This is a genomic window from Methylobacterium sp. Leaf125, assembly GCF_001423085.1.
In the GTDB taxonomy this organism is placed as follows: domain Bacteria; phylum Pseudomonadota; class Alphaproteobacteria; order Rhizobiales; family Beijerinckiaceae; genus Methylobacterium.
On sequence record NZ_LMNU01000013.1, the window covers coordinates 1 to 18449 of the forward strand.

Consider the following 18449-nt stretch of genomic DNA (forward strand, 5'->3'; position numbering starts at 1 on the left):
ACGTGTCAGCAATCGTCTCACAATCCCCTTCACAGAGGATCCGCAAGAGCCAAATCGCCGCCCACGCTTCTCTTTCTCAGATTCACTTGTCAAAGAACATGGCACCCGACGGAAACCGTCCGGCCCGACACTCACAACAGACAAAAACAGTTGGCCATCCAGCTCTTCGCCGGATCTCCATCCGAAATTCTTTCTGTAGAAGCGTCGGTGCGCTGCCAAACCCGTTGGCCGGCGCCGATGAGCCGGGGTATACGGGCGCCGCTCGGGCCCGTCAACACCCAACATCACATTTTTACGACGGCCGCGGGCCGGCGACCGTCGGGCAGGATCCGCGGTCGGGAGCGCGACGGTCTCACGCGCTCCCCGCACAGTGTCACGGCCCCGCCCGCCGGGGGAGGGGCCGCCCGCGTCTGTCCACGGCCGATTGCGCCATCCCTGCCGCGCTCGGCCGGAATCCCGGCGGAGGGCGCATTCACCGCATCTTCACACGATTGCCGCATGCCTATGGAATGCGCGGCAGCCTGATCGAGGGGGCCTCCGCCCCGGCTTCGCAGCGCGTTCCGCTTCGGCATCGGACGTAATCCTGACGGGTCAGGCGCGGACATGCGCGGGCATCCGCGCGCAGGCACTTGCTTCAGCGGACACTTGCTTCGACTGAATGGCTCGCTCAAAATACAGTTGTGGGGATGGGCGGGCCGCACCGGTGCCGCCGGGAAGGAAGCAGATCGTGACGCAGGCCCGGGATTCCGCCGAGCTGGCCTCGGCACTGGCGCAGTGCCGGACAGCGTTCATCGGCGTGGCGGCCATGAGCGGGCTCGTCAACGTGCTCTATCTCACCGGCTCGTTCTTCATGCTGGAGGTCTACGACCGGGTGATTCCGAGCCGGTCGGTGCCGACCCTGATCGGCCTCTGCATCCTGGCCCTGGTGCTCTACATCTTCCAGGGACTGCTCGAAGCCCTGCGCTCGCGCATCCTGGCCCGGATCGGTGCCGCCCTGGACGAATCCTTGAGCGGGCGGGTCTTCGACATCGTGGTGCGTGCCCCCCTGAAGGGGGCCGCTCCCGGCGACGGCCTCCTGCCCCTGCGCGACCTCGACCAGCTGCGCGCCTTCCTCGGCGGCTCGGGCCCCTCCGCCTTCTTCGATCTTCCCTGGATGCCGATCTATCTCCTGATCTGCTTCCTGTTCCATCCCCTGATCGGCGTCGCGGCCCTCGCGGGCGCCGCCGTCCTCGCCACCCTCGGCCTCCTCACCGACCGGGCGACCCGGCATCCGGCCCAGACCGCCACCGCCCACGGCCTGCGCCGCAACGGCCTGGCCGAGGCCGGCCGCCGCAACGCCGAGGTGCTGGCCGCCATGGGCATGCAGGGGCGCTTCGCCACCCGCTGGGCCCTGGCCAACCGCGACTACATGCAGTCGCAGCAGCGCGCCTCCGACATCGCCGGCGGCTACGGCGCCGGGTCCAAGGTGTTCCGCACCGCTCTCCAGTCCGGGGTGCTGGCCCTGGGCGCCTACCTCGTGATCAACGGCCTGGCCTCCGCCGGCATCATCATCGCCTCCTCGATCCTGGTGGCCCGGGCCCTGGCCCCGGCGGAGCTCGCCATCGCCAACTGGAAGGGCTTCGTCCAGGCACGCCAGTCCTGGGCCCGCCTGTCCGATCTCTTCGCCCGCATGCCCGCCGGCGCGCAGCCGCACGCGCTGCCGGCCCCCTCTCGTGCGCTTCAGGTCGAGAGCATCAGCGTCGCCCCGCCCGGAACCCCCCGCCTCGTGGTCCAGGACGTGAGCTTCGCCCTCCAGGCCGGACAGGGCCTCGGCGTGATCGGCCCCTCGGCCTCGGGCAAGTCGAGCCTGGTGCGCGCCCTCGTCGGGGTCTGGCCGGCCGTGCGCGGGAAGGTGCGCCTCGACGGCGCCGCCCTCGACCAGTGGTCGGCCGACGATCTCGGTCCGCATATCGGCTTCTTGCCCCAGGAGGTGGAGCTGTTCGCCGGCACGGTGGCGGAGAACATCGCCCGCTTCGATCCGCAGGCCCCCTCCGAGGCGGTGATCGCCGCCGCCCGGGCGGCCGGCGTGCACGAGCTGATCCTGCGCCTGTCGGAGGGCTACGACACCCGCATCGGCGAGGGCGGTGCCGGCCTGTCCGCCGGCCAGCGCCAGCGCGTCGGCCTAGCCCGGGCCCTCTACGGCAACCCCTTCCTGGTCATCCTCGACGAGCCCAACGCCAATCTCGACGCCGAGGGCGAGAACGCCCTGACCCAGGCGATCATCGGAGTCCGCCGCCGCGGCGGCGTCTGCATCGTCATCGCCCACCGGCCGTCGGCGCTGGGCGCGGTCGACCTCATCCTGATGATGGCGGAGGGCCGGGCCCAGGCCTTCGGGCCGAAGGACGAGGTTCTCAAGCGCGTGCTGCGCCCGGCCTCGGTCCCCGTGGAGGCCCGCCCCGTGGACACGCAGGCCGCCCCCGGCGCCCTGCAGGAGAGTGCCTGATGTCCGTCGCCCTCAGCCCCATCGACATGCATCCCGCCCTCACGGCCCCGCGTCCCGCCGCGCAGGGCTCGATCCGCCGCCACCTCGCCCTCGGCGTCGCCCTGGGGGCGGTGCTGGTGGTGGGCGTGGGCGGCTGGGCGACCTTCACCCAGATCTCCGGCGCCGTGATCGCGCCGGGTCAGCTCGTGGTCGAATCCGACGTGAAGAAGGTGCAGCACCCCACCGGCGGTGTCGTCGGCGAGCTGCGGGTGCGCGACGGCATGCACGTCAAGGCCGGCGATATCCTGATCCGTCTCGACGAGACCCAGACCCGGGCCAACCTCGACATCATCCTGAAGGCCCTGGACGAGCTCTCCGCCCGTCGCGCCCGCGACGAGGCCGAGCGCGACGGCGCCGCCGCTATCACCTTCCCGCCCGAGTTGCTGGCCCGCAAGGACAGCGACCCCTCGGTGGCTCACCTGATCGAGGGCGAGACCCGGCTGTTCAAGTCCCGCGTGGCCGGCCGCGAGGGCCAGAAGGCGCAGCTGCGCGAGCGCGTCCAGCAGCTGCGCGAGGAGATCAAGGGCCTGACGGAGCAGGTCGCGGCCAAAGCCCGCGAGGTCGGCTTCATCACCGGCGAGTTGCAGGGCGTGCGGGAGCTCTACGCCAAGAACCTGGTGCCGCTCGCCCGGGTCAACGCCCTGGAGCGCGACGCCGCGCGCCTCGACGGCGAGCGCGGCCAGCTCCTCGCCTCGACGGCCTCGGCCCGGGGCAAGATCGCCGAGACCGAGCTGCAGATCCTTCAGATCGACGGCGACATGCGCACCGAGACCGGCAAGGATCTCGCCGAGATCCGGGGCAAGTGGTCGGAATACGTCGAGAAGCGCGTCGCCGCCGAGGACCAGCTCAAGCGCGTCGACATGCGCGCGCCGCAATCGGGCACCGTGCACCAGATGACGGTGCACACGATCGGCGGCCTGGTGACGCCCTCCGAGCCCGCCATGCTGATCGTGCCGGAGGCGGACCAGCTCGCGGTGGAGGTGAAGATCCAGCCGCAGGACATCGACAACGTCCGCCTCGACCAGGCCGCCGTGCTGCGCTTCTCGGCCTTCAACCAGCGCACGACGCCGGAGATCGACGGGGTGGTGTCCCGGGTCTCGGCCGACGTCACCTCCGACCCGAAGACCGGGATGAGCTACTACACCGCCCGCATCCGGGTGCCGGAGGACCAGAAGGAGCGCCTCGGCACCGCCCGCCTCGTCCCGGGCATGCCGGTCGAGACCTTCATGCAGCTCGGCAACCGCTCGGTGCTCAGCTACCTCACCAAGCCGCTCACCGACCAGATCGCCAAGGCTTGGCGCGAGAAGTAAGGCTTGGCGCCAGAAGCAAGGTTTGGCGCGGGACATCTGTCTCGCGCCAAACCGGATTGCCCGGCATGCGCGCGGGCCGCCCCGCCTGAACGGGGGATCAGCAGGCTGGTTGGGTCGCGGGCATCAGGCTTCGGAGGACGGCCCGGATATGGGCGCGGAGCGCCAGGACCCGCTCATCGGGCAGGGTCTCGGTTCCTGCCCCCTCGCGTCCCGGACCTGCATGGTATCCGTCGAACCCAGTCATCGGTCGGCGCCCCTCAATGCTACGACGCATTTTTGCAGTGCACAAAAGACAAAAAGTATTATTCCCGATCGGTTGTCAATACCTGCTTGTAGCGCAATTGCAGATCCCGCTCACCAATTGCATCTTCGATGAACGAGGCGCTTAATTCGTCCTGAAGTAAACCGGGATTGAGCAACACCATCCGAGACCAAGCACGCTACGGCCTTCCTTTGACTGGCCCGTCGCCCGCATCCCGAGGCCTGGATCCCGTCCGGCCTGGAGCGGACGGGCGGCAGGCCGGCGGGGGCGACCGGCCCATGCCCGTCCCTGCGTCCCGAGGGCCATTTCCCCGATGCGCTTCCATTTCGATCTCACCGATGGCCGGACCACGATGCCCGACCCGAGGGGCGCCGAAGCGGCCGACCTCGCCGAGGCCATCGCCCAGGCCGCGCTGGTCATCGAGGAACTGCGCAGGAGCGGCGAACTGGTCCATGTCGAGGGTGTCTGGGATCTCGTGATCCGGGATGCGGACGGGCGGGACCTGCATCGCATCCCCGTCGTCCCGAAGGCGTGAGTGCACCGGCATGCACCTCCGAAGCCGAAGCCGAAGCCGAAGCCGAAGCCGAAGCCGAAGCTATGCCGCATCGGCGGGGCCGTGCATTAACTTTCCATGAACTTTCGATGAGCGTCACGCGAACTGGCCTGCCCTGAACCGAGCCGACGGATTGGCCGGCCCGCAGACCGTCGGAATGTGCCTGCCGTCACGGCACCGGGCGGCTGCACCCGAGGGCAGCGGCGTAACGGGGTGACGGGCGTGGGGAGCCGACGTCCGGGACAGTTCAGGAATGGCCCAACGCGGCGGCGATGCGGGCCAGGCGCCCGTCCGGATGCGCCAGGGCCTCCAGGATCGAGAAATGATCCGCGCCGTCGAGCGCGACGCAGCGGGTCTCCGGCTCAGCCGCGCGTGCCGCGGCATAGGCCCGCGACTGGCGCCGAAGTTCAGGCAGTTCGTCGGCCCCGTAAGCCACCACCAGGGGGACGCCGCGGCGGGGTGCGAGGCGGATCGGCGACAGCGCCTCGACCTCCCCGGGCGTGAGCCGGAGCGCGTCGTCGAGGGAGGTCCGGCGGATCGGCGCGAGATCGTAGATCCCGCTGATCGCGAGGCCGGCATCGGCGTCCGGTCCGTCCAGCGCCAGGGCGGCGAGGTGCCCGCCCGCGGACCAGCCGGAAACCACGAGGCGCCGGCGCCCCAGGCCTGCCGCCGCATCGTGCGCCCGCAGGACGCGCAGGGCCGCCCCGATCTCGTCGGCGATCCGGGTCAGCGACGCCTCCGGCGCCAGGGTGTAGCCGATCAGGGCGACGTCGAGGCCGAGGGCGAGCGGTCCCTCGGCCAGGCAGGCGAAGCCCTCCTTGGCGTTGCGCTGCCAGTAGCCGCCATGGATGAAGGCCAGGAGCGGGGCGCCGGCACGGCCGCAGGCGAACAGGTCGATCCGATTCCGGGGACCGGCAGCGTGGGCCGGACCCGGATCGTAGGGCAGGTCGAGGGTGTGACCCGGGCGGGCCCGGAGCGCGGCGCTGCGCAGCCGCCAGTCGGCGAGGCGGGCGGCGCTGTCGGCGACCGCCCCCGAATTGTCGTAGGCCCGGCTCAAGGCCGCGCGGTCGAGGTCCCGCCAGTCGATCGGGGGCGTCCCGTCGGTCTCAAGCCGCATCGCCGGTTCCCCGGTACCAATCCACGAGTTCGCCGCCCTGGGCGAACCAGACGTCGTCGCGGGCGAGGAGCGCGTCGAGGAGCCGTTCCAGCAGCCCGATGCGGTGGGGTACGCCGGTGATGTAGGGGTGGATGGCGAATCCCATCACCTTGGCGCCGCCCAGCGGCCCGTGGCCGGCCGCCTCCGCGGCGAGGCGCTCGACCTGGGCCAGCGCCCGGTCCACGAACTCGTCGGCACGGTGATGCTGGATCGCCAGCAGGGGAATGTCGTTCAGCTCCACCGAGTAGGGCAGGGCGATGAGCGGGCGCGTCGCGGTGGCGATGCGGCTGGGCCGGTCGTCCACCACCCAGTCGCCCACATAGTCGAGGCCGGCGGCGGCGAGGTGGTCCGGGGTATCGAGGGTCTCGGTCAGGCCGGGTCCGAGCCAGCCGCGCGGGTTCGCCCCCGTCACGGCGCGGATCGTCGCCAGGGTCCGGGCGATCATCGCGGGCACGTCCGCGATGCGGTGGGTCGGGACCTGGTGGAAGCCGTGCCCCATGAACTCCCAGCCGGCGGCGTGGGCTTCGTGGGCCACGCGGGGATAGGCCTCGCAGACCGAGCCGTTGATCGACAGGGTCGGGCGGATCCCGCGCGCCTGGAAGGCCGCGAGGAAGCGCCAGAACCCGACGCGCATCCCGTATTCGTGCCAGCCCCAGTTGGCGAGGTCGGGCAGCAGGGGCGCGCCGGTCGGCGCCACCAGGATCTGGCGCGGCATCGGGTTGTCGATGAGCCAGTGCTCGACATTCACCACCGGCCAGATCGCCACGTGCTTGCCCTCCGGCAGGACGAGGCGCGGCCGGTCGATGGCGGCCCGGTAGGCGAGGCGACGCTCGGGACGGCGGGGATCGGAAAAGTCCGGTTCGGTCATGGGGGGCTCGACGCGGCACCAGAGGTTGGAAATTCAGAGGGCGACGTGCGCTCCCCGTTCCCCTTCCCACGAGGGGAAGAGGGACCCGTGCCGGGCTTCAGGGCCTCACGCGGCGACGCGGCCGTGGCGGCTGTGGAGCTGGGCCGAGAGCATGCGGCGGATGTCGTTGAAGGCCGGGCTCGAGACGTCGCGGCGACGGGGCAGGGCGATGTCGTGGACGGCGTCGATCCGGCCGGGGCTCGGCGACATCACCACGACGCGGTCGGCGAGGAAGATCGCCTCCTCGATGGCGTGGGTGACGAACAGCACGGTGAGGCCGGTGCGGCTCCAGAGCTCGAGGAGCTCGTCCTGCAGGCGCTCGCGGGTCATGGCGTCCAGCGCCCCGAAGGGCTCGTCCATCAGCACCACCTCGGCCTCGTTGGCGAGCACCCGGGCGATGGCGACGCGCTGCTTCATACCCCCCGAGAGCTGGTGGGGATGCGCGTCCGCGAAGGCGCCGAGGCCCACGAGGTCGATGTAGCGGGCCACCGTGTCGCGGATCTCGGCGGCGGGGCGCCCGCGGGACTTGGGGCCGAAGCCGATGTTGTCGCGCACGCTCAGCCAGGGAAAGAGGCCGTAATCCTGGAAGACCATGCCGCGCGACGGATCGGGGCCCGCGATGGGCTGGCCCCACATCAGGGCCTGGCCGGAGGAGGGCGCCTCGAAGCCGGCGGCGATGCGCAGCAGGGTGGACTTGCCGCAGCCCGAGGCGCCCAGCAGGCACACGAACGCGCCGCGCGCCACCGTGAGGTTGGCGCCCTTCAGGGCGGTCACCGTCTGGCCCTGCACCGCGAAGGTCTTGCCGACGTCGCGGATCTCGAGGATCGGGAGGGTGGGTTCAGCCATGGAACACCTCAGCCCGTGACACCTCAACCCGTAACACCTCAACCATGGGACGGGCTCCAGGCCAGGAGGCGGCGGCCGATCCCCATCACGATCCGGTCCGACAGGAAGCCGGCGACCCCGATGACGATCATGCCGCAGATGACGATCTCGGTGCGCGAGAGCTGGCGCGCCTCCATGATGATGGCGCCGAGCCCCGTCTGCACGCCGGTCATCTCGCCGACCACGATGACGACCCAGGCGAAGCCGAGGCCGAGGCGCAGGCCGGTGAAGATCGACGGCAGGGCGGCGGGCAGGACCACCCGGGCGAACTGGGCCGAGCCCCGGCAGCCGAGCATGCTGGCCGCCTCGAACAGGCGCGGCTCCACCGAGCGCACCCCGAAGATGGTGTTGACCAGGATGGGGTAGAACGCCCCGAGGAAGACGAGGAAGTAGGCCGAGCGCGGCCCGAGGCCGAACAGGATCATGGCCAGCGGCAGCCAGGCGGTCACGGGCACGGGCCGCAGGATCTGGAAGGTCGGGTCGAGGAGCTGGCGCATCAGCGGCACCCGGCCGATGAGGAGGCCGAGGGGCAGGGCGAAGAGCACCGCCAGCCCGAAGCCGCCGTAGACCCGCGACAGCGAGGCGCCCAGATGGATGAGCAGGGTGGCGCTGAAGGCGTCGTCGTTGATGCCCCCCACGGCGAGATCGACCAGCGCCGTCCAGACCTCCGCGGGCGGCGGGATCAGGCTGTAGGGCCGCCCCGTCGTCAGGAGGTGCCAGACGACGGCGAGCCCGGCGGGGATCGCCAGGGCCAGGGCCGTTTCCCGCAGGCGCCCCCAGGGCCATGCGAAACGCGGGCGGGGCGGGGCCGCCGGCACGGACGCCGCGACGGCGGCCGGCGCGGCGCTCACGCGTCCCTCATGGCATCGACGAAGCGGGTGTCGATGAAGGTCGCGAAATCGGGCAGGCGCTTGATCTGCTTCAGCGCCAGCATGCGGTCGGCATAGACCTTGGCCTGGGCGATCTCGGTCGCGCCGAGCTTCCATTTCAGCTCGACATTCGGGGCGGAGAGCTCCAGCGCCTCCCGCTTCTGCCCGAGCTTGGCCACCGCCATGGCGATCATCGCCGCGCGGTTGCCCTGCGCGTAATCCGTGGCCTTGCGGTGGATCTCCAGCATCGTGCGGACGATCTCGGGCCGCTGCGCCGTGGTGTCGGCATGGGCGCCGAACACCATGTTGAGGGCGCCCATCTCGGTCCCGTAGGGATATTCGACGAGGCTGCCGACGCCGCTGGCCAGGCTCACGCCCGGTGCCGGCTCGGCGCCCACATAGGCGTCCACGTCGCCCCGCGCGAGGGCGATGTGCATCTCCGAGAACGAGATCCGCACCGGCGTGATGTCCTTCACGCTCATCCCCTCCTGGCGCAGGCGCTCCAGGGCGAAGACCTCCTGGGTCGAGCCGGGCCAGAGGGCGACGCGCTTGCCCTTGAGGTCCTTGAGCGTGGCGATGCCCGCATCCTTCTTGGCGATGATCGCCATGCCGCGGTTGCAGGTCGAGGCGATGATGACCAGGGGCTCGCCGGCCGCCGCCCCGAGGGTGCCGGCCGCGATGCCGAAGGTCCCGAAATCCACCGACTTCGTCACCACCGCGTTCTTGCACTCGGTGGGGCTCTCGAAGGGCACGACCTCGACCTTGAAGCCCGCCGGGGTGAACTGCTCGTAGAAATGCGGCGCGATCGAGTGGATCAGCTTCAGGGAGCCCATCCGGATCACGGTGGGGGCCTGGGCCCGGGCCGGGCGGGGAAGGCCGAGGGGCGCTGCCAGGAGGCCGGCGCCGAGGCCGGCCAGGAGGGTGCGACGGCGGATCATGAGCAGGGCTCCGGACAGCGATTCTCTCGCTCGAAGCTAGAACCGGCTCGTGTTGCACGCGAGTGCTGTTTCTTGACTGGCCCGTTGCTCTTCGGGCAACAGGGACGGAACCGGCGGACCCGCACGATGAAGCACCTACGCATCCTCACCTACGTGGCGGAAGTGGCGCGCCACGGGGCGATCCGCCGGGCGGCGGAGCGGCTCAACATCACGCCCTCCGCCCTGACCCGGCAGATCCAGGACCTCGAATACGAACTCGGCACGCCGATCTTCGAGCGGGTGGCCCAGGGCATGCGCCTCAACGCGGCCGGCGAATTGCTGGTGCGCCACATCCGCGACCAGCGCGCCGACCTGGAGCGGGTACGCTCGCAGATCGCCGACCTGTCCGGCGTCCGGCGCGGCCACGTGGCGCTGGCCTGCAGCCAGGCCTTCGTCAACCACGTGGTGCCGGACGAGGTCGAGGCCTACCGGGCGCAATTCCCGCAGGTGACCTTCACCGTGCAGGTCCGCGACCATGTCCAGGCGGTGGCGGCGCTGGCCCAGTTCGAGGCCGACCTCGCCCTGGTGCTGCAGCCGCCGCCGTCCGCCGACATGCAGGTGCTGTTCTCCTGCCGCCAGACGCTGTGCGCCCTGATGCGGGCCGAGCATCCGCTGGCCGCGGAGACCGGCCCGGTGCGCCTGCGCGACTGCCTCGCCCACCCGATGGCCCTGCCGGACCGCTCCCTCGCCATTCGCCACCATTTCGACGACGCCCTCGCCCGGCGGGGCGCACCGGTGAACGCCGTCATCGAATCGAGCTCGCTGGAATTCCTGCGCAACCTCGTCCTGCGCGAGGACGCGGTCAGCCTGCAGGTCCCGAGCGGCATCCCCGACGATCCGCGCCTGCGCTCGCGCCCCATCGACACGCGCGACCTCGCCCCGATGGCGCTGATCCTGGCGCAGCTGCGCGGTCGCACCCTACCGGTGGCGACGGCGAAGTTCGCCGACCGCTTCGCCAGCAGCCTGCACCAGCGCTATGGCGTCGAGGCAGGCTGACGGCGGGGGCCGGGATGCGCGTCCTCGGCCGCGTCCCCATCTCGTCCGGACCACCGGAACGGGATCGGACATGACACGGATGCGCCTGCGCGACGGTGCGGCCCGGTTCTCCGCGGCCGCGGGCTGGATCGGCCTCCTGGCCGGCGGCGCGACCCTGGCGATCGCGGCGGCACCGGTCCTCGCACCCGCCTACCTCGCGGGCCGCCTCCTCGCGGCGGCCGAGGATCCCGGCGCCCTGGCGGAGATCCGCCTGGAGCGCGCGGCCACGCCGGAGCGCCTGGAGGCGGGGCTCGATGCCGCGGTCGCGGCGGAGGACGAGGACCTGGCCCTGAGCTTCCTGGCGCTGGCCGAGACGCGCGGCCTGCCCGTCGATCCGACCCGCCGGGCCCGCGTGGACGCCCTGGCGCAGGGCCGGATGGGCCGTGCCGCCCGGGACTTCGCGGCCGGGGCAGTCTCGGGCACCGCGGAGGGGGCGGCGGGCCTCGCCGGCACCCTCGCGGCCGACGTGACCGGGCTCGGCGACCTGCGCGACCTCCTGCGCGAGGGCGGGCGCTACGCCCGCGCCGAGCCCTACGACCCGCTCCTCCTCGGCATGGCCCTGGTCGGCCTGCCCCTCACCGCCGCCACCTGGGCGGCCGGGTCGGGGGCGGCCCCGCGCGCGGGCATGACCGTGCTGAAGGCGGCCCGGCGCGGCGGCCGGCTCTCGCCCGCCCTGGCGTCGAGCCTCGGGCGCACCGTGCGGGCGGGCCTCGACGGAGAGGCCCTGGCCCGCGCGGTCGGCGCCTCCGCCCGCCTCGACCTCGCCGGCGCCCGGACGGCCGCGAGCCTCGCCATCCGTCCCGGCACGGTGGCGCGCCTGACGACCCTCGCCGGCGAGTCCCTCGTCCTCGGCCGCCGCACCGGCCAGCGCGGGGTGATGCAGGTACTCGGCCTCGCCCGCGACCCGGGCGACGTCACCCGCGCGGTCCGCCTCAGCGAGCGCCTCGGCCCCCGCACCCGCGCCACCCTGGCGCTTCTCGGCCGCGGCGCCCTGGCCCTCGGTGCCGGCCTCACGGCCCTGGCCAGCGCCCTGCTGGCGGGGCTGGCCTGGTGCCTGGGTCTGGCCCTCTTCTGCCGACGCCTCGGACTGCTCCTCGGCCGCGCGATCTGGCGCCGGCCCAGGCCCCCGAGCCTGCGGAACGCGGCCGGGAAGTGACGGAATCGTCGGGTCGGAGGCGCGACCCTTCGACGTGTTCAGGCGCGCGAGGCCGGTCCGGCCGGAGCAGGTCCGGGACGCCAAGGCCAGGGAGACCCTAAGTCAGGGGGACGCCTAGGCCAGACGCAGATCGGCCTGCGCCGGGGCATGGGCCGGCCCCACCGCGCCCCCCGCCACCGGGCCGGGCGCCGGCGCAGGCTTCCGCTCGCAGCAGACGCGGTTCCGCCCCTGGGCCTTCGCCTGGTAGAGGGCGGCGTCGGCCTGCCGCGTCGCCTCTTCGAAGCTCGCCGCGTCCCGCCCCATCATGGCGGCTCCGATGCTCACCGTGACCGTCAGCGCCCCGGACCGGTGCGGAAACGGCGCCTCCGCGACGACCGCCCGCAAGCGTTCGGCCACGGGCAGGAGTTCCTGCGGACCCGCGCCCGGAAGAACGACGAGGAACTCCTCGCCGCCCCAGCGGGCGACCAGGTCCGTGGTCCGGAGCGTTGCCGTCAGGCGGGCCGCGAACGTCGCCAGGACGGCGTCCCCGCTCGCGTGGCCGTAGCGGTCGTTGATGGACTTGAAGTGGTCGAGGTCCAGGATCAGGACCGCGCCCAGCGGCTGCCGGCCCGGGGCCGGAAGGCGGAGGCGCAGCAGCTTCTGCAGGCCGCGGCGGTTGGAGAGCCCCGTGAGCGAATCCGTCTCGGCCAGGTGCAGGAGCGTCCGGTTGGCGCGCTCGGCGGCCATCGCCATGTAGCCGAAATAGGCGAAGACCCCGATGACCTGATCCAGGATCATGGAGCTGCGGGCGGTCTCCGCTGAGGCCATCGGCCAGTCGGTGGCGACGAGGATTCCGATCGAGGCGACGAAGACCAGCGCGTAGGATCCGAACGCCACGGTCACGATGGATTGCGACCACAGGCGTTCGACGCCCGGCGAGAGGCGAACGGTCTCGTAGGCGGCCAGGAGGGCGACCCCGAGGCAGCAGAGGAACACGGCCGCGAGCGCCAGGCGGTGGGCGACACCGGCCGCGAGCAGCAGGGGATAGAGGAGCCCCGGGAGGACCGTGAGACAGATCCCGAGATCGATCCGCACGGGGCGGCCGAAGAAGCTGCGCAGGCCGGTCCAGCACAGGACCAGACTCGCGGCATAGAGCCCATAGACGATCACCGCGATCCAGACCGGCGGGGCGGCCGAAGGGACCTGCATCATGATGAGCGATCCCGCCATCGACGTCCCCATGGCGCCCATCCATTGCCAGAGAAAGGTCTGCTGACGCTGCGTGAGAGCCGTGACGAGAAAGACGACGACGTAGGCGCACCGGCTGGCGGCACTGGCGAAGTGAAGCGTATGGAGATCAAGCATCGCAGGGCTCCATCTCCACGCACAGCAGCATCATCTTCGAGGCAATCGCGGCGTCGGCGGGCGCACACCTGGAACGCGTCATTTCAACAGATCCGAACGCGCACTGAGTTCTCGACGAAAACCGTCTGTTACAATCATTGATCTATACTTTGAAAACAAATATATTCCTATCGAACCAGGCTTATAAGGCTGTCTTTGAGCAAGTTCAAAGGCACAGCATGCGGCATGCTTAAGGGTGTATTCAGGCGATCCCCCGCGTTGTCCGGGCCGGACCCGCGGCCGGGTTGCGCCGCGCGCGACATGGCTCGGCGCTCGCGGTCGCCGCGACCATGCCCCTCGCGATCCCCGACGCAGGGGAAGTCGGGTTCCACGCGCGGATCGCTGCCCAGCCCCTGCTCCAGGCCGGCTTCACGGGTCACCTCGGCCGCGACGGGGGCGGGAACGCCGCGGGGGACGTCCCTCTTCGTGCCGCGTCGATCCTCCGCCATCGCCGCCCTGCGCGTGAATGCGGGCCTCGGCGACCGGTTCTGAGCGAGCGGCGCCCGCGTCGGCGCGGCGCCCCTACAGGTCGAGCACGTCCACCGCATCCCCCAGGCGCGCCCGGGCCAGGTCCGCCACGTGGCGGTGGTGGGTGAACAGGATCGGCTGGATCGTGTCGCCCACCGCCGCCAGGGCCTCGAGACCGTGGGCGGTGCGGGCGTCATCGAAGGTGAGGAACAGGTCGTCGCCGATGAAGGGGGCGGGCTCGGCGCGGGCGGCGTAGTCCTCCAGGTAGGCCAGGCGCAGGGCGAGGTAGAGCTGGTCGCGGGTGCCCTCGCTCAGCCCCTCCACGGGCACGAGTTCGCCCGAGGCCCGGCGTCCCGCGAGGCGGGGGGTGTCGGCGGCGTCGTAATCCTGGGCGAGGCCCGCGAAGGCGCCTCCGGTCAGGCCCCCGAACAGGGCGCCGGACCGGGTGAGCAGCGGGTCCTGCTGGCCGGCCCGGTGGCGGCCGATGGCGGTGCCGAGCATCAGGCTCGCGAGCTTCAGCACCGCCCAGTGCCGGGCATTGGCCTGGAGTTCGGCCTCCGCCGCCTTGCGCTGGGCGAGCGCCAGCTCGGCCCCGATGCCGCCCTCCAGCTCGATGCGACGGCGCTCGTGCCGATCGCGGTCGGCGAAGGCGCGCTGTCCGCGCTGATCCAGGTCCTCCGCCTCCGCCGCCAGGTTGGCGAGCGATCCCTCGATGTCGTCGCCGGTGAGGGCGGCGAGGTCCGCTCGGAGATCCGCCTCGGCGAGGCCGTCGGCCGCTCGGGCCAATTCGGCGCGGCGCTCGGCCAGTTCGGCCTCGCAGGCCCGCCGGTCGGTGAGGCGCCCGTGGAGCGCCTCCGGGTCGGTGCCGGGGGGCAGCCCGGCCGCCGGCCCCTCGGCCATGAGCGCGGTCAGGTCGGCAGCCGCGGCCTGCGCCGCCCGGGCCGCCTGCATCCGCGCCGCCTCGGCGGCATCGCGCTGGCGCGCCAGCTCCGCCCGGCGGGTCTCGCCCCGGAGGGCGTCCTGCAGGCGGGTGTGCAGCGCCTTCATGGCGGCGGTGGGGGGCAGGGCGGCGAGATCGGGCGCCACCGCCGCAGTCAGGCGCGCCACAGCCTCGCGATAGACCGCGATGTCGCGCGCAATGCCGTTGACCCGGCCGAGGCGATTGTCGCGCTCGGACAGGGCCGCCGGCACCGCCCGCCAGGCGGCCAGCGCCGCCTCGGCCTCGTCCGGCGTGGCCTCGGCGGCCAGGCCGAGATCGGCGAGAGCGGGCCCCCAGGCCGTGCGCCAGGCGGCTTCGCGGGCCAGGGCCTCGGCGAGGGCCGCCGCCGTGCGGGCGATCTGCTCGGCGGCGGTCTCGGCCCGGGTCCTGGCCTCGCGCACCGCTTCCCAGCGCAGGGCGAGTTCGCCGACCCGGTCCTCGAGGCGGACGAGCATCCGGCCGAGATCGAGGCCGTCGAGGTCGGGCAGGCCGGCCCGTCGGCTGAGATCGGCCAGGGGCGCCCGGCAGGCCTCGACCCGGGCGGCCATGCGCGCCTGCTCCAGCCGGGTGGTCTCCAGCCCTTGCGCGGAATCCTGGAGGGTCTCGACCTCCGTGAGCCAGGCGGCCATCTCGGCCGGGGCGGCGGGCTCGATCCCGCACGGAGCCCAGGCGGCCCACCACGCCGCGGCGCCCTCGGCCAGCCGCGCTTCGCAGGCGGCGAGGGCCTCGTCCGCCGCGGCGGCCTCGGCCTGCTCGGCCGCGAGGCTGCGGGTGTCGGCGCCCTGCTCGGCCACCCGGGCGGCGTCGCTCACGAGGTCGTCGGCCGCCCGGTCGGCGGCGGCGAGGGCCGCGCCGAAGCGGGCGAGGACGTCGGGGGCGCCCCCGGGCAGTTCGGCCAGGAGGGCGTCGCGACGGATGCGCAGGGCCAGGAGGTCCGCCAGGCTCGGGATCGGCCGGCCGGCGGCCCGGGCCTCCAGGCGGGCGCGGCGCTGCGCCACCGCCCCCTGCGCCGCCGCCAGGCGGTCGGCCGCCCGGTCGCGCTCGCGCAGCGCCCCGTCGAGGGTGCGCCGGTAGCGCGCCACCGCCTCGGCCGAGGGCGGGCGCCCGGCGGCGTAGGCGTCGAGATCCGGGATCGGGGGACTGAGACGGCCGGCCTGGGTCCGGATCGAGGCCGCCTCGCGGGTGAGGGCGGCGTCGAGGTCGTCGCGCCGGTCGAGGTCGCGGCGCAGGCCCGCGAAGGCCTTCAGGTCGGTCCGCAGCGGAGTCGGATCGGCGAGGGCGCCCGCGCCCGCCGTGGCGGCGGCGAGGCGGTCCCGCTCGGCCTCCCGGGCGGCGAGGTCCTGGCGCAGGCGGGCGATCGTGGCGGCATCCTCGCGGCCGGCGCGGATCAGGCCCTCGATGCGGGTGCGGGCCGCATCGGAGGGCTGGCGCGCGCGCAGGGCCTCGGCATCCGGAAGGCCGATCCGGGCCGCGAGCTGGGCGAGTTCGCGCGCGAAGGCATCGGCCTCGCCCTGGATGCGGGGCAGGTCGATGCCGCCCTTGTCGAAGCGGTCGGCGCCGCGGAACGCCTCCAGGATCTCGTCGGCCCGGGCGAGCACGCCCTCCTCCACCGGCACCTGCTCCAGGGCCAGGGTGGCCTCCGCGGCGGCGGCCCGGGTGCGGGCCGCGGCCTCCGCCGTGGTGCGCCGGACGGTCAGGGCCTGGCCGAGGCGATCGATCCAGGCCTCCGGCACCGCGATCAGGTCGGGCTCGGCCTCGGCGCGGGCGGCGGCCGCATCGATGGCCTGGAGAAGCGGGCCGACCCGGCGCAGGCGGGTGAGCCGGGCCTGCTCGGCGGCGATGCGCGCGCGCTCCGCCTTGAGGGCGACGAGGGTCGCCCCGGCGCCCTCGATCTCGCCGTTGAGGTCGCGCCAATCGCCCGCCCGCAGCTCCCCGGCACGGATCGCCTTGCGGGCCTCGTCGTAGCGCTGAAGCGCCTGGTAGAACGTCCGGCTCTGGGCGGCACGCGGCATGAAGATGCCGGCGGCCTCGGTCTCGAGCTCGGCCTGGAGGCCGCTGTAGCCGCGCAGGCCCGAGGCCGCCGCGAACAGGCTGGCGCCGACCTCGCCCTCGGCATCCATCATCTCGGCCGCCCCCGCCCGCAGGGCGCGGGCGTCGAGGCCGAAGGCGCGGCAGAACACCTCGCGGGACAATCCGCCGAGGAAGGGCGCCAGGGCATCCTCCGGCAGGGCCGCGTCGGCGGCGTCCACGAGGGTGTTCCGGTTGCCCTTGCGCCGCCGGAAGCCGAGGCGGCGCCCGTCCGCGGCGCGGATCTCGGCGCCGATCCGCATCTGCGGCATGTCGTGCAGGAAGTCGTAGCGGGTCCGGGTCTCGATGCCGAACAGCAGGTCCGTGACGGCGCTGAGCGCCGAACTCTTGCCGGCCTCGTTGGCGCCCAGCACCACGTGCAGGCGCGCATCCTCGCGGAACGTGACGGTGCGGTCCGTGAAAGGGCCGTAGCGTTCGAGGACGAGGGAGAGGAGACGCATTGGAACCTTGGGGGGGAAGGCGGGTCTGACGCTCGGGGCGGACGACGGCGGGTTCGGGCCCTAGCAGGTCCGCCCGGAGAGGCGGCCGAGGATCACCGCCTCCGCCTCCGCGCAGAGGGCCTCGAGGTCGGCGGCGAGGTCGTCCTCGGCGGCGAGGCCGGCCGGCATCTTCGCGGCGATCTCGGCCAGGGCCGCCCGGGCGCGGGCGCGGAATTCCGGCTCGTGGTCCACCGCCGCCAGCAGCGTGGCGGGGTCGATGGCCGCGAAGGCGTCGGGGCGGGCCTCGGCGACGGGCCGGCGCGGACGGGCGGTCTCGATCTTCAGGCGCTCCAGCCAGATATCCTCGTGGATGCGGTGGGCGGCGGCCTGGATCTCGGCAGTGAGCCCCTCGCGGTCGGCCGCCAGGCGGTCATGGGCGGGGGTCTCCCCCCGCAGGCGCACCCGCACGGCGATGAGGCGCGCCGCGGCGGCCTCCGCCAGGGGGCGCAGGGCCGCCTCGACCAGGGCGACCGCCGCGCGCTCGTCCGGCACGCCGGCGAGATCGACCTCGACCGGCTGGAAGCGGGCCTGGTCGACGATGAGGCGCTCGACGCCCTGCACCCGCCCGTCGGCGACGGACACCGCGACGGCGCCCTTCTGGCCGGGCTCCCGGATGCTGCGCCCCTGGAGGTTCCCGGGAAACACGATCCAGGGGTCGCGGGCGAGTTCGGCATACTCGTGCACGTGGCCGAGCGCCCAGTAGGCGTAGCCCCGCCCCGCCAGGTCGGCCACCGAGCAGGGGGCGTAGGTGGCGTGGGCCGCGTGGCCGGTGCAGGAGGTGTGCAGGATGCCGATGTTGAACCAGCCCGGCAGGGCGGGCGGATAGGTGAGGGCGTAGTTCTCCTCCACCGCCCGGTTGGGGAAGCTGCGGCCGTGCAGCGCCACCCGGACGTCCGCGAGGCGGTGGGTCTCCGCCCGGGTCGTCGGGAAGCTGCGCACCGAGTCCGGCAGGGTGATCGATCGGGTGATGACGCTCTCGGCGTCGTGGTTGCCGCGCACCAGGATGACGGGGATGCCGGCCCGGTCGAGGCGGGCGACCTGCCGGGCGAAGAACAGCCCGATGGTGTTGTCGGACCAGTCGCCGTCATAGACGTCGCCGGCCACGATCAGGAAGGCGACGCCCCGCTCGATCGCCAGGGTGACGAGATCCTCGAAGGCCCGGCGCCCCGCCGAGGCGAAGCGCCGGGCGATGTCGGGGTCCTTGAGGGCGAGGCCGCTGAGCGGGCTGCCGAGATGCAGATCGGCGGCGTGGATGAAGGTGAACGCGGACATGCTGTGCGGATGAGGGGCCCTGAGAGGCGTCCGAGGCGGGAGGATGCGGGCACCAGGGTCGCGGGTTTGGCGCCCGATTGCAACGTGGGCGTTCGGATCCGCCCACAAGCCCTTACGATTCCACGGCTTTCGGTCCGGGTCGCGCCGGC

13 protein-coding genes are annotated in these 18449 nt (G+C 73.0%); 5 read left to right on the forward strand and 8 right to left on the reverse strand.

What is annotated here, in order from left to right; genetic code table 11:
- The first annotated feature begins 727 nt into the window (after positions 1-727).
- The 3 genes from ASF58_RS14915 to ASF58_RS14925 all read left to right on the forward strand — a co-directional run bounded on the left by ASF58_RS14915 (position 728) and on the right by ASF58_RS14925 (position 4628).
- Entirely contained in the window at positions 728-2482 is a 1755-nt protein-coding gene (locus tag ASF58_RS14915) for a type I secretion system permease/ATPase (protein ID WP_055953886.1), read from the forward strand.
- The gene (locus ASF58_RS14920; RefSeq protein WP_055953889.1) at positions 2482-3831 is read left to right on the forward strand and encodes an HlyD family type I secretion periplasmic adaptor subunit; all 1350 of its coding nucleotides are present in this window, start codon (positions 2482-2484) and stop codon (positions 3829-3831) included. The genes ASF58_RS14915 and ASF58_RS14920 overlap by 1 nt, the downstream gene beginning before the upstream one ends.
- A gap of 575 nt (positions 3832-4406) precedes the next feature.
- Positions 4407-4628 carry a hypothetical protein gene (locus tag ASF58_RS14925; protein ID WP_055953892.1) on the forward strand — a complete coding sequence of 74 codons (222 nt, stop codon included), beginning with the start codon at positions 4407-4409 and terminating at the stop codon, positions 4626-4628.
- Positions 4629-4893: 265 nt separating this feature from the next.
- Here ASF58_RS14925 and ASF58_RS14930 read toward each other — a convergent pair whose 3' ends face one another.
- The 5 genes from ASF58_RS14930 to ASF58_RS14950 all read right to left on the reverse strand — a co-directional run bounded on the left by ASF58_RS14930 (position 4894) and on the right by ASF58_RS14950 (position 9401).
- Entirely contained in the window at positions 4894-5763 is an 870-nt protein-coding gene (locus ASF58_RS14930; protein ID WP_055953895.1) for an alpha/beta hydrolase, read from the reverse strand.
- Positions 5753-6670: a polysaccharide deacetylase family protein gene (locus ASF58_RS14935; RefSeq protein WP_055953898.1), complete on the reverse strand. Its 918-nt coding sequence runs from the start codon at positions 6668-6670 to the stop codon at positions 5753-5755. Before ASF58_RS14935 ends, ASF58_RS14930 begins: the two co-directional genes overlap by 11 nt.
- Before the next feature lie 105 nt (positions 6671-6775).
- Positions 6776-7555: an ABC transporter ATP-binding protein gene (locus ASF58_RS14940; protein WP_055953900.1), complete on the reverse strand. Its 780-nt coding sequence runs from the start codon at positions 7553-7555 to the stop codon at positions 6776-6778.
- A 38-nt stretch (positions 7556-7593) separates the two neighbouring features.
- Positions 7594-8412, reverse strand: a complete 819-nt coding sequence (locus tag ASF58_RS14945) for an ABC transporter permease (protein WP_244477344.1) — start codon at positions 8410-8412, stop codon at positions 7594-7596.
- 29 nt (positions 8413-8441) lie between these two features.
- Positions 8442-9401, reverse strand: a complete 960-nt coding sequence (locus ASF58_RS14950) for an NrtA/SsuA/CpmA family ABC transporter substrate-binding protein (RefSeq protein ID WP_055953906.1) — start codon at positions 9399-9401, stop codon at positions 8442-8444.
- Between the two features lie 126 nt (positions 9402-9527).
- On the opposite strand from ASF58_RS14950, the gene ASF58_RS14955 reads away from it, so the two are divergent.
- Both ASF58_RS14955 and ASF58_RS14960 read left to right on the forward strand, forming a co-directional pair.
- On the forward strand, positions 9528-10436 hold the full coding sequence (locus tag ASF58_RS14955) for a LysR family transcriptional regulator (protein ID WP_055953909.1): 909 nt from the start codon (positions 9528-9530) through the stop codon (positions 10434-10436).
- 70 nt (positions 10437-10506) lie between these two features.
- On the forward strand, positions 10507-11631 hold the full coding sequence (locus ASF58_RS14960) for a hypothetical protein (protein ID WP_156375694.1): 1125 nt from the start codon (positions 10507-10509) through the stop codon (positions 11629-11631).
- 114 nt (positions 11632-11745) lie between these two features.
- Here the strand turns inward: ASF58_RS14960 and ASF58_RS14965 are convergent, their stop codons facing one another.
- From ASF58_RS14965 to ASF58_RS14975, 3 genes are all read right to left on the reverse strand, one after another.
- Positions 11746-12975, reverse strand: a complete 1230-nt coding sequence (locus tag ASF58_RS14965; protein WP_055953915.1) for a GGDEF domain-containing protein — start codon at positions 12973-12975, stop codon at positions 11746-11748.
- A 561-nt stretch (positions 12976-13536) separates the two neighbouring features.
- Complete coding sequence (locus tag ASF58_RS27500) at positions 13537-16989, reverse strand: YhaN family protein (RefSeq protein WP_055953918.1); 3453 nt, start codon at positions 16987-16989, stop codon at positions 13537-13539.
- A 60-nt stretch (positions 16990-17049) separates the two neighbouring features.
- Positions 17050-18300 carry a DNA repair exonuclease gene (locus ASF58_RS14975; protein WP_055953921.1) on the reverse strand — a complete coding sequence of 417 codons (1251 nt, stop codon included), beginning with the start codon at positions 18298-18300 and terminating at the stop codon, positions 17050-17052.
- Positions 18301-18449 lie beyond the last annotated feature (149 nt).

Bases quoted from the DNA above. Each gene is read 5' to 3' on its own strand.
- ASF58_RS14955 (WP_055953909.1), top strand. From the start codon at position 9,528: ATGAAGCACCTACGCATCCTCACCTACGTGGCGGAAGTGGCGCGCCAC.
- ASF58_RS27500 (WP_055953918.1), bottom strand. From the start codon at position 16,989: ATGCGTCTCCTCTCCCTCGTCCTCGAACGCTACGGCCCTTTCACGGAC.
- ASF58_RS14960 (WP_156375694.1), top strand. From the start codon at position 10,507: ATGACACGGATGCGCCTGCGCGACGGTGCGGCCCGGTTCTCCGCGGCC.
- ASF58_RS14935 (WP_055953898.1), bottom strand. From the start codon at position 6,670: ATGACCGAACCGGACTTTTCCGATCCCCGCCGTCCCGAGCGTCGCCTC.
- ASF58_RS14975 (WP_055953921.1), bottom strand. From the start codon at position 18,300: ATGTCCGCGTTCACCTTCATCCACGCCGCCGATCTGCATCTCGGCAGC.
- ASF58_RS14965 (WP_055953915.1), bottom strand. From the start codon at position 12,975: ATGCTTGATCTCCATACGCTTCACTTCGCCAGTGCCGCCAGCCGGTGC.
- ASF58_RS14950 (WP_055953906.1), bottom strand. From the start codon at position 9,401: ATGATCCGCCGTCGCACCCTCCTGGCCGGCCTCGGCGCCGGCCTCCTG.
- ASF58_RS14925 (WP_055953892.1), top strand. From the start codon at position 4,407: ATGCGCTTCCATTTCGATCTCACCGATGGCCGGACCACGATGCCCGAC.
- ASF58_RS14920 (WP_055953889.1), top strand. From the start codon at position 2,482: ATGTCCGTCGCCCTCAGCCCCATCGACATGCATCCCGCCCTCACGGCC.
- ASF58_RS14930 (WP_055953895.1), bottom strand. From the start codon at position 5,763: ATGCGGCTTGAGACCGACGGGACGCCCCCGATCGACTGGCGGGACCTC.
- ASF58_RS14940 (WP_055953900.1), bottom strand. From the start codon at position 7,555: ATGGCTGAACCCACCCTCCCGATCCTCGAGATCCGCGACGTCGGCAAG.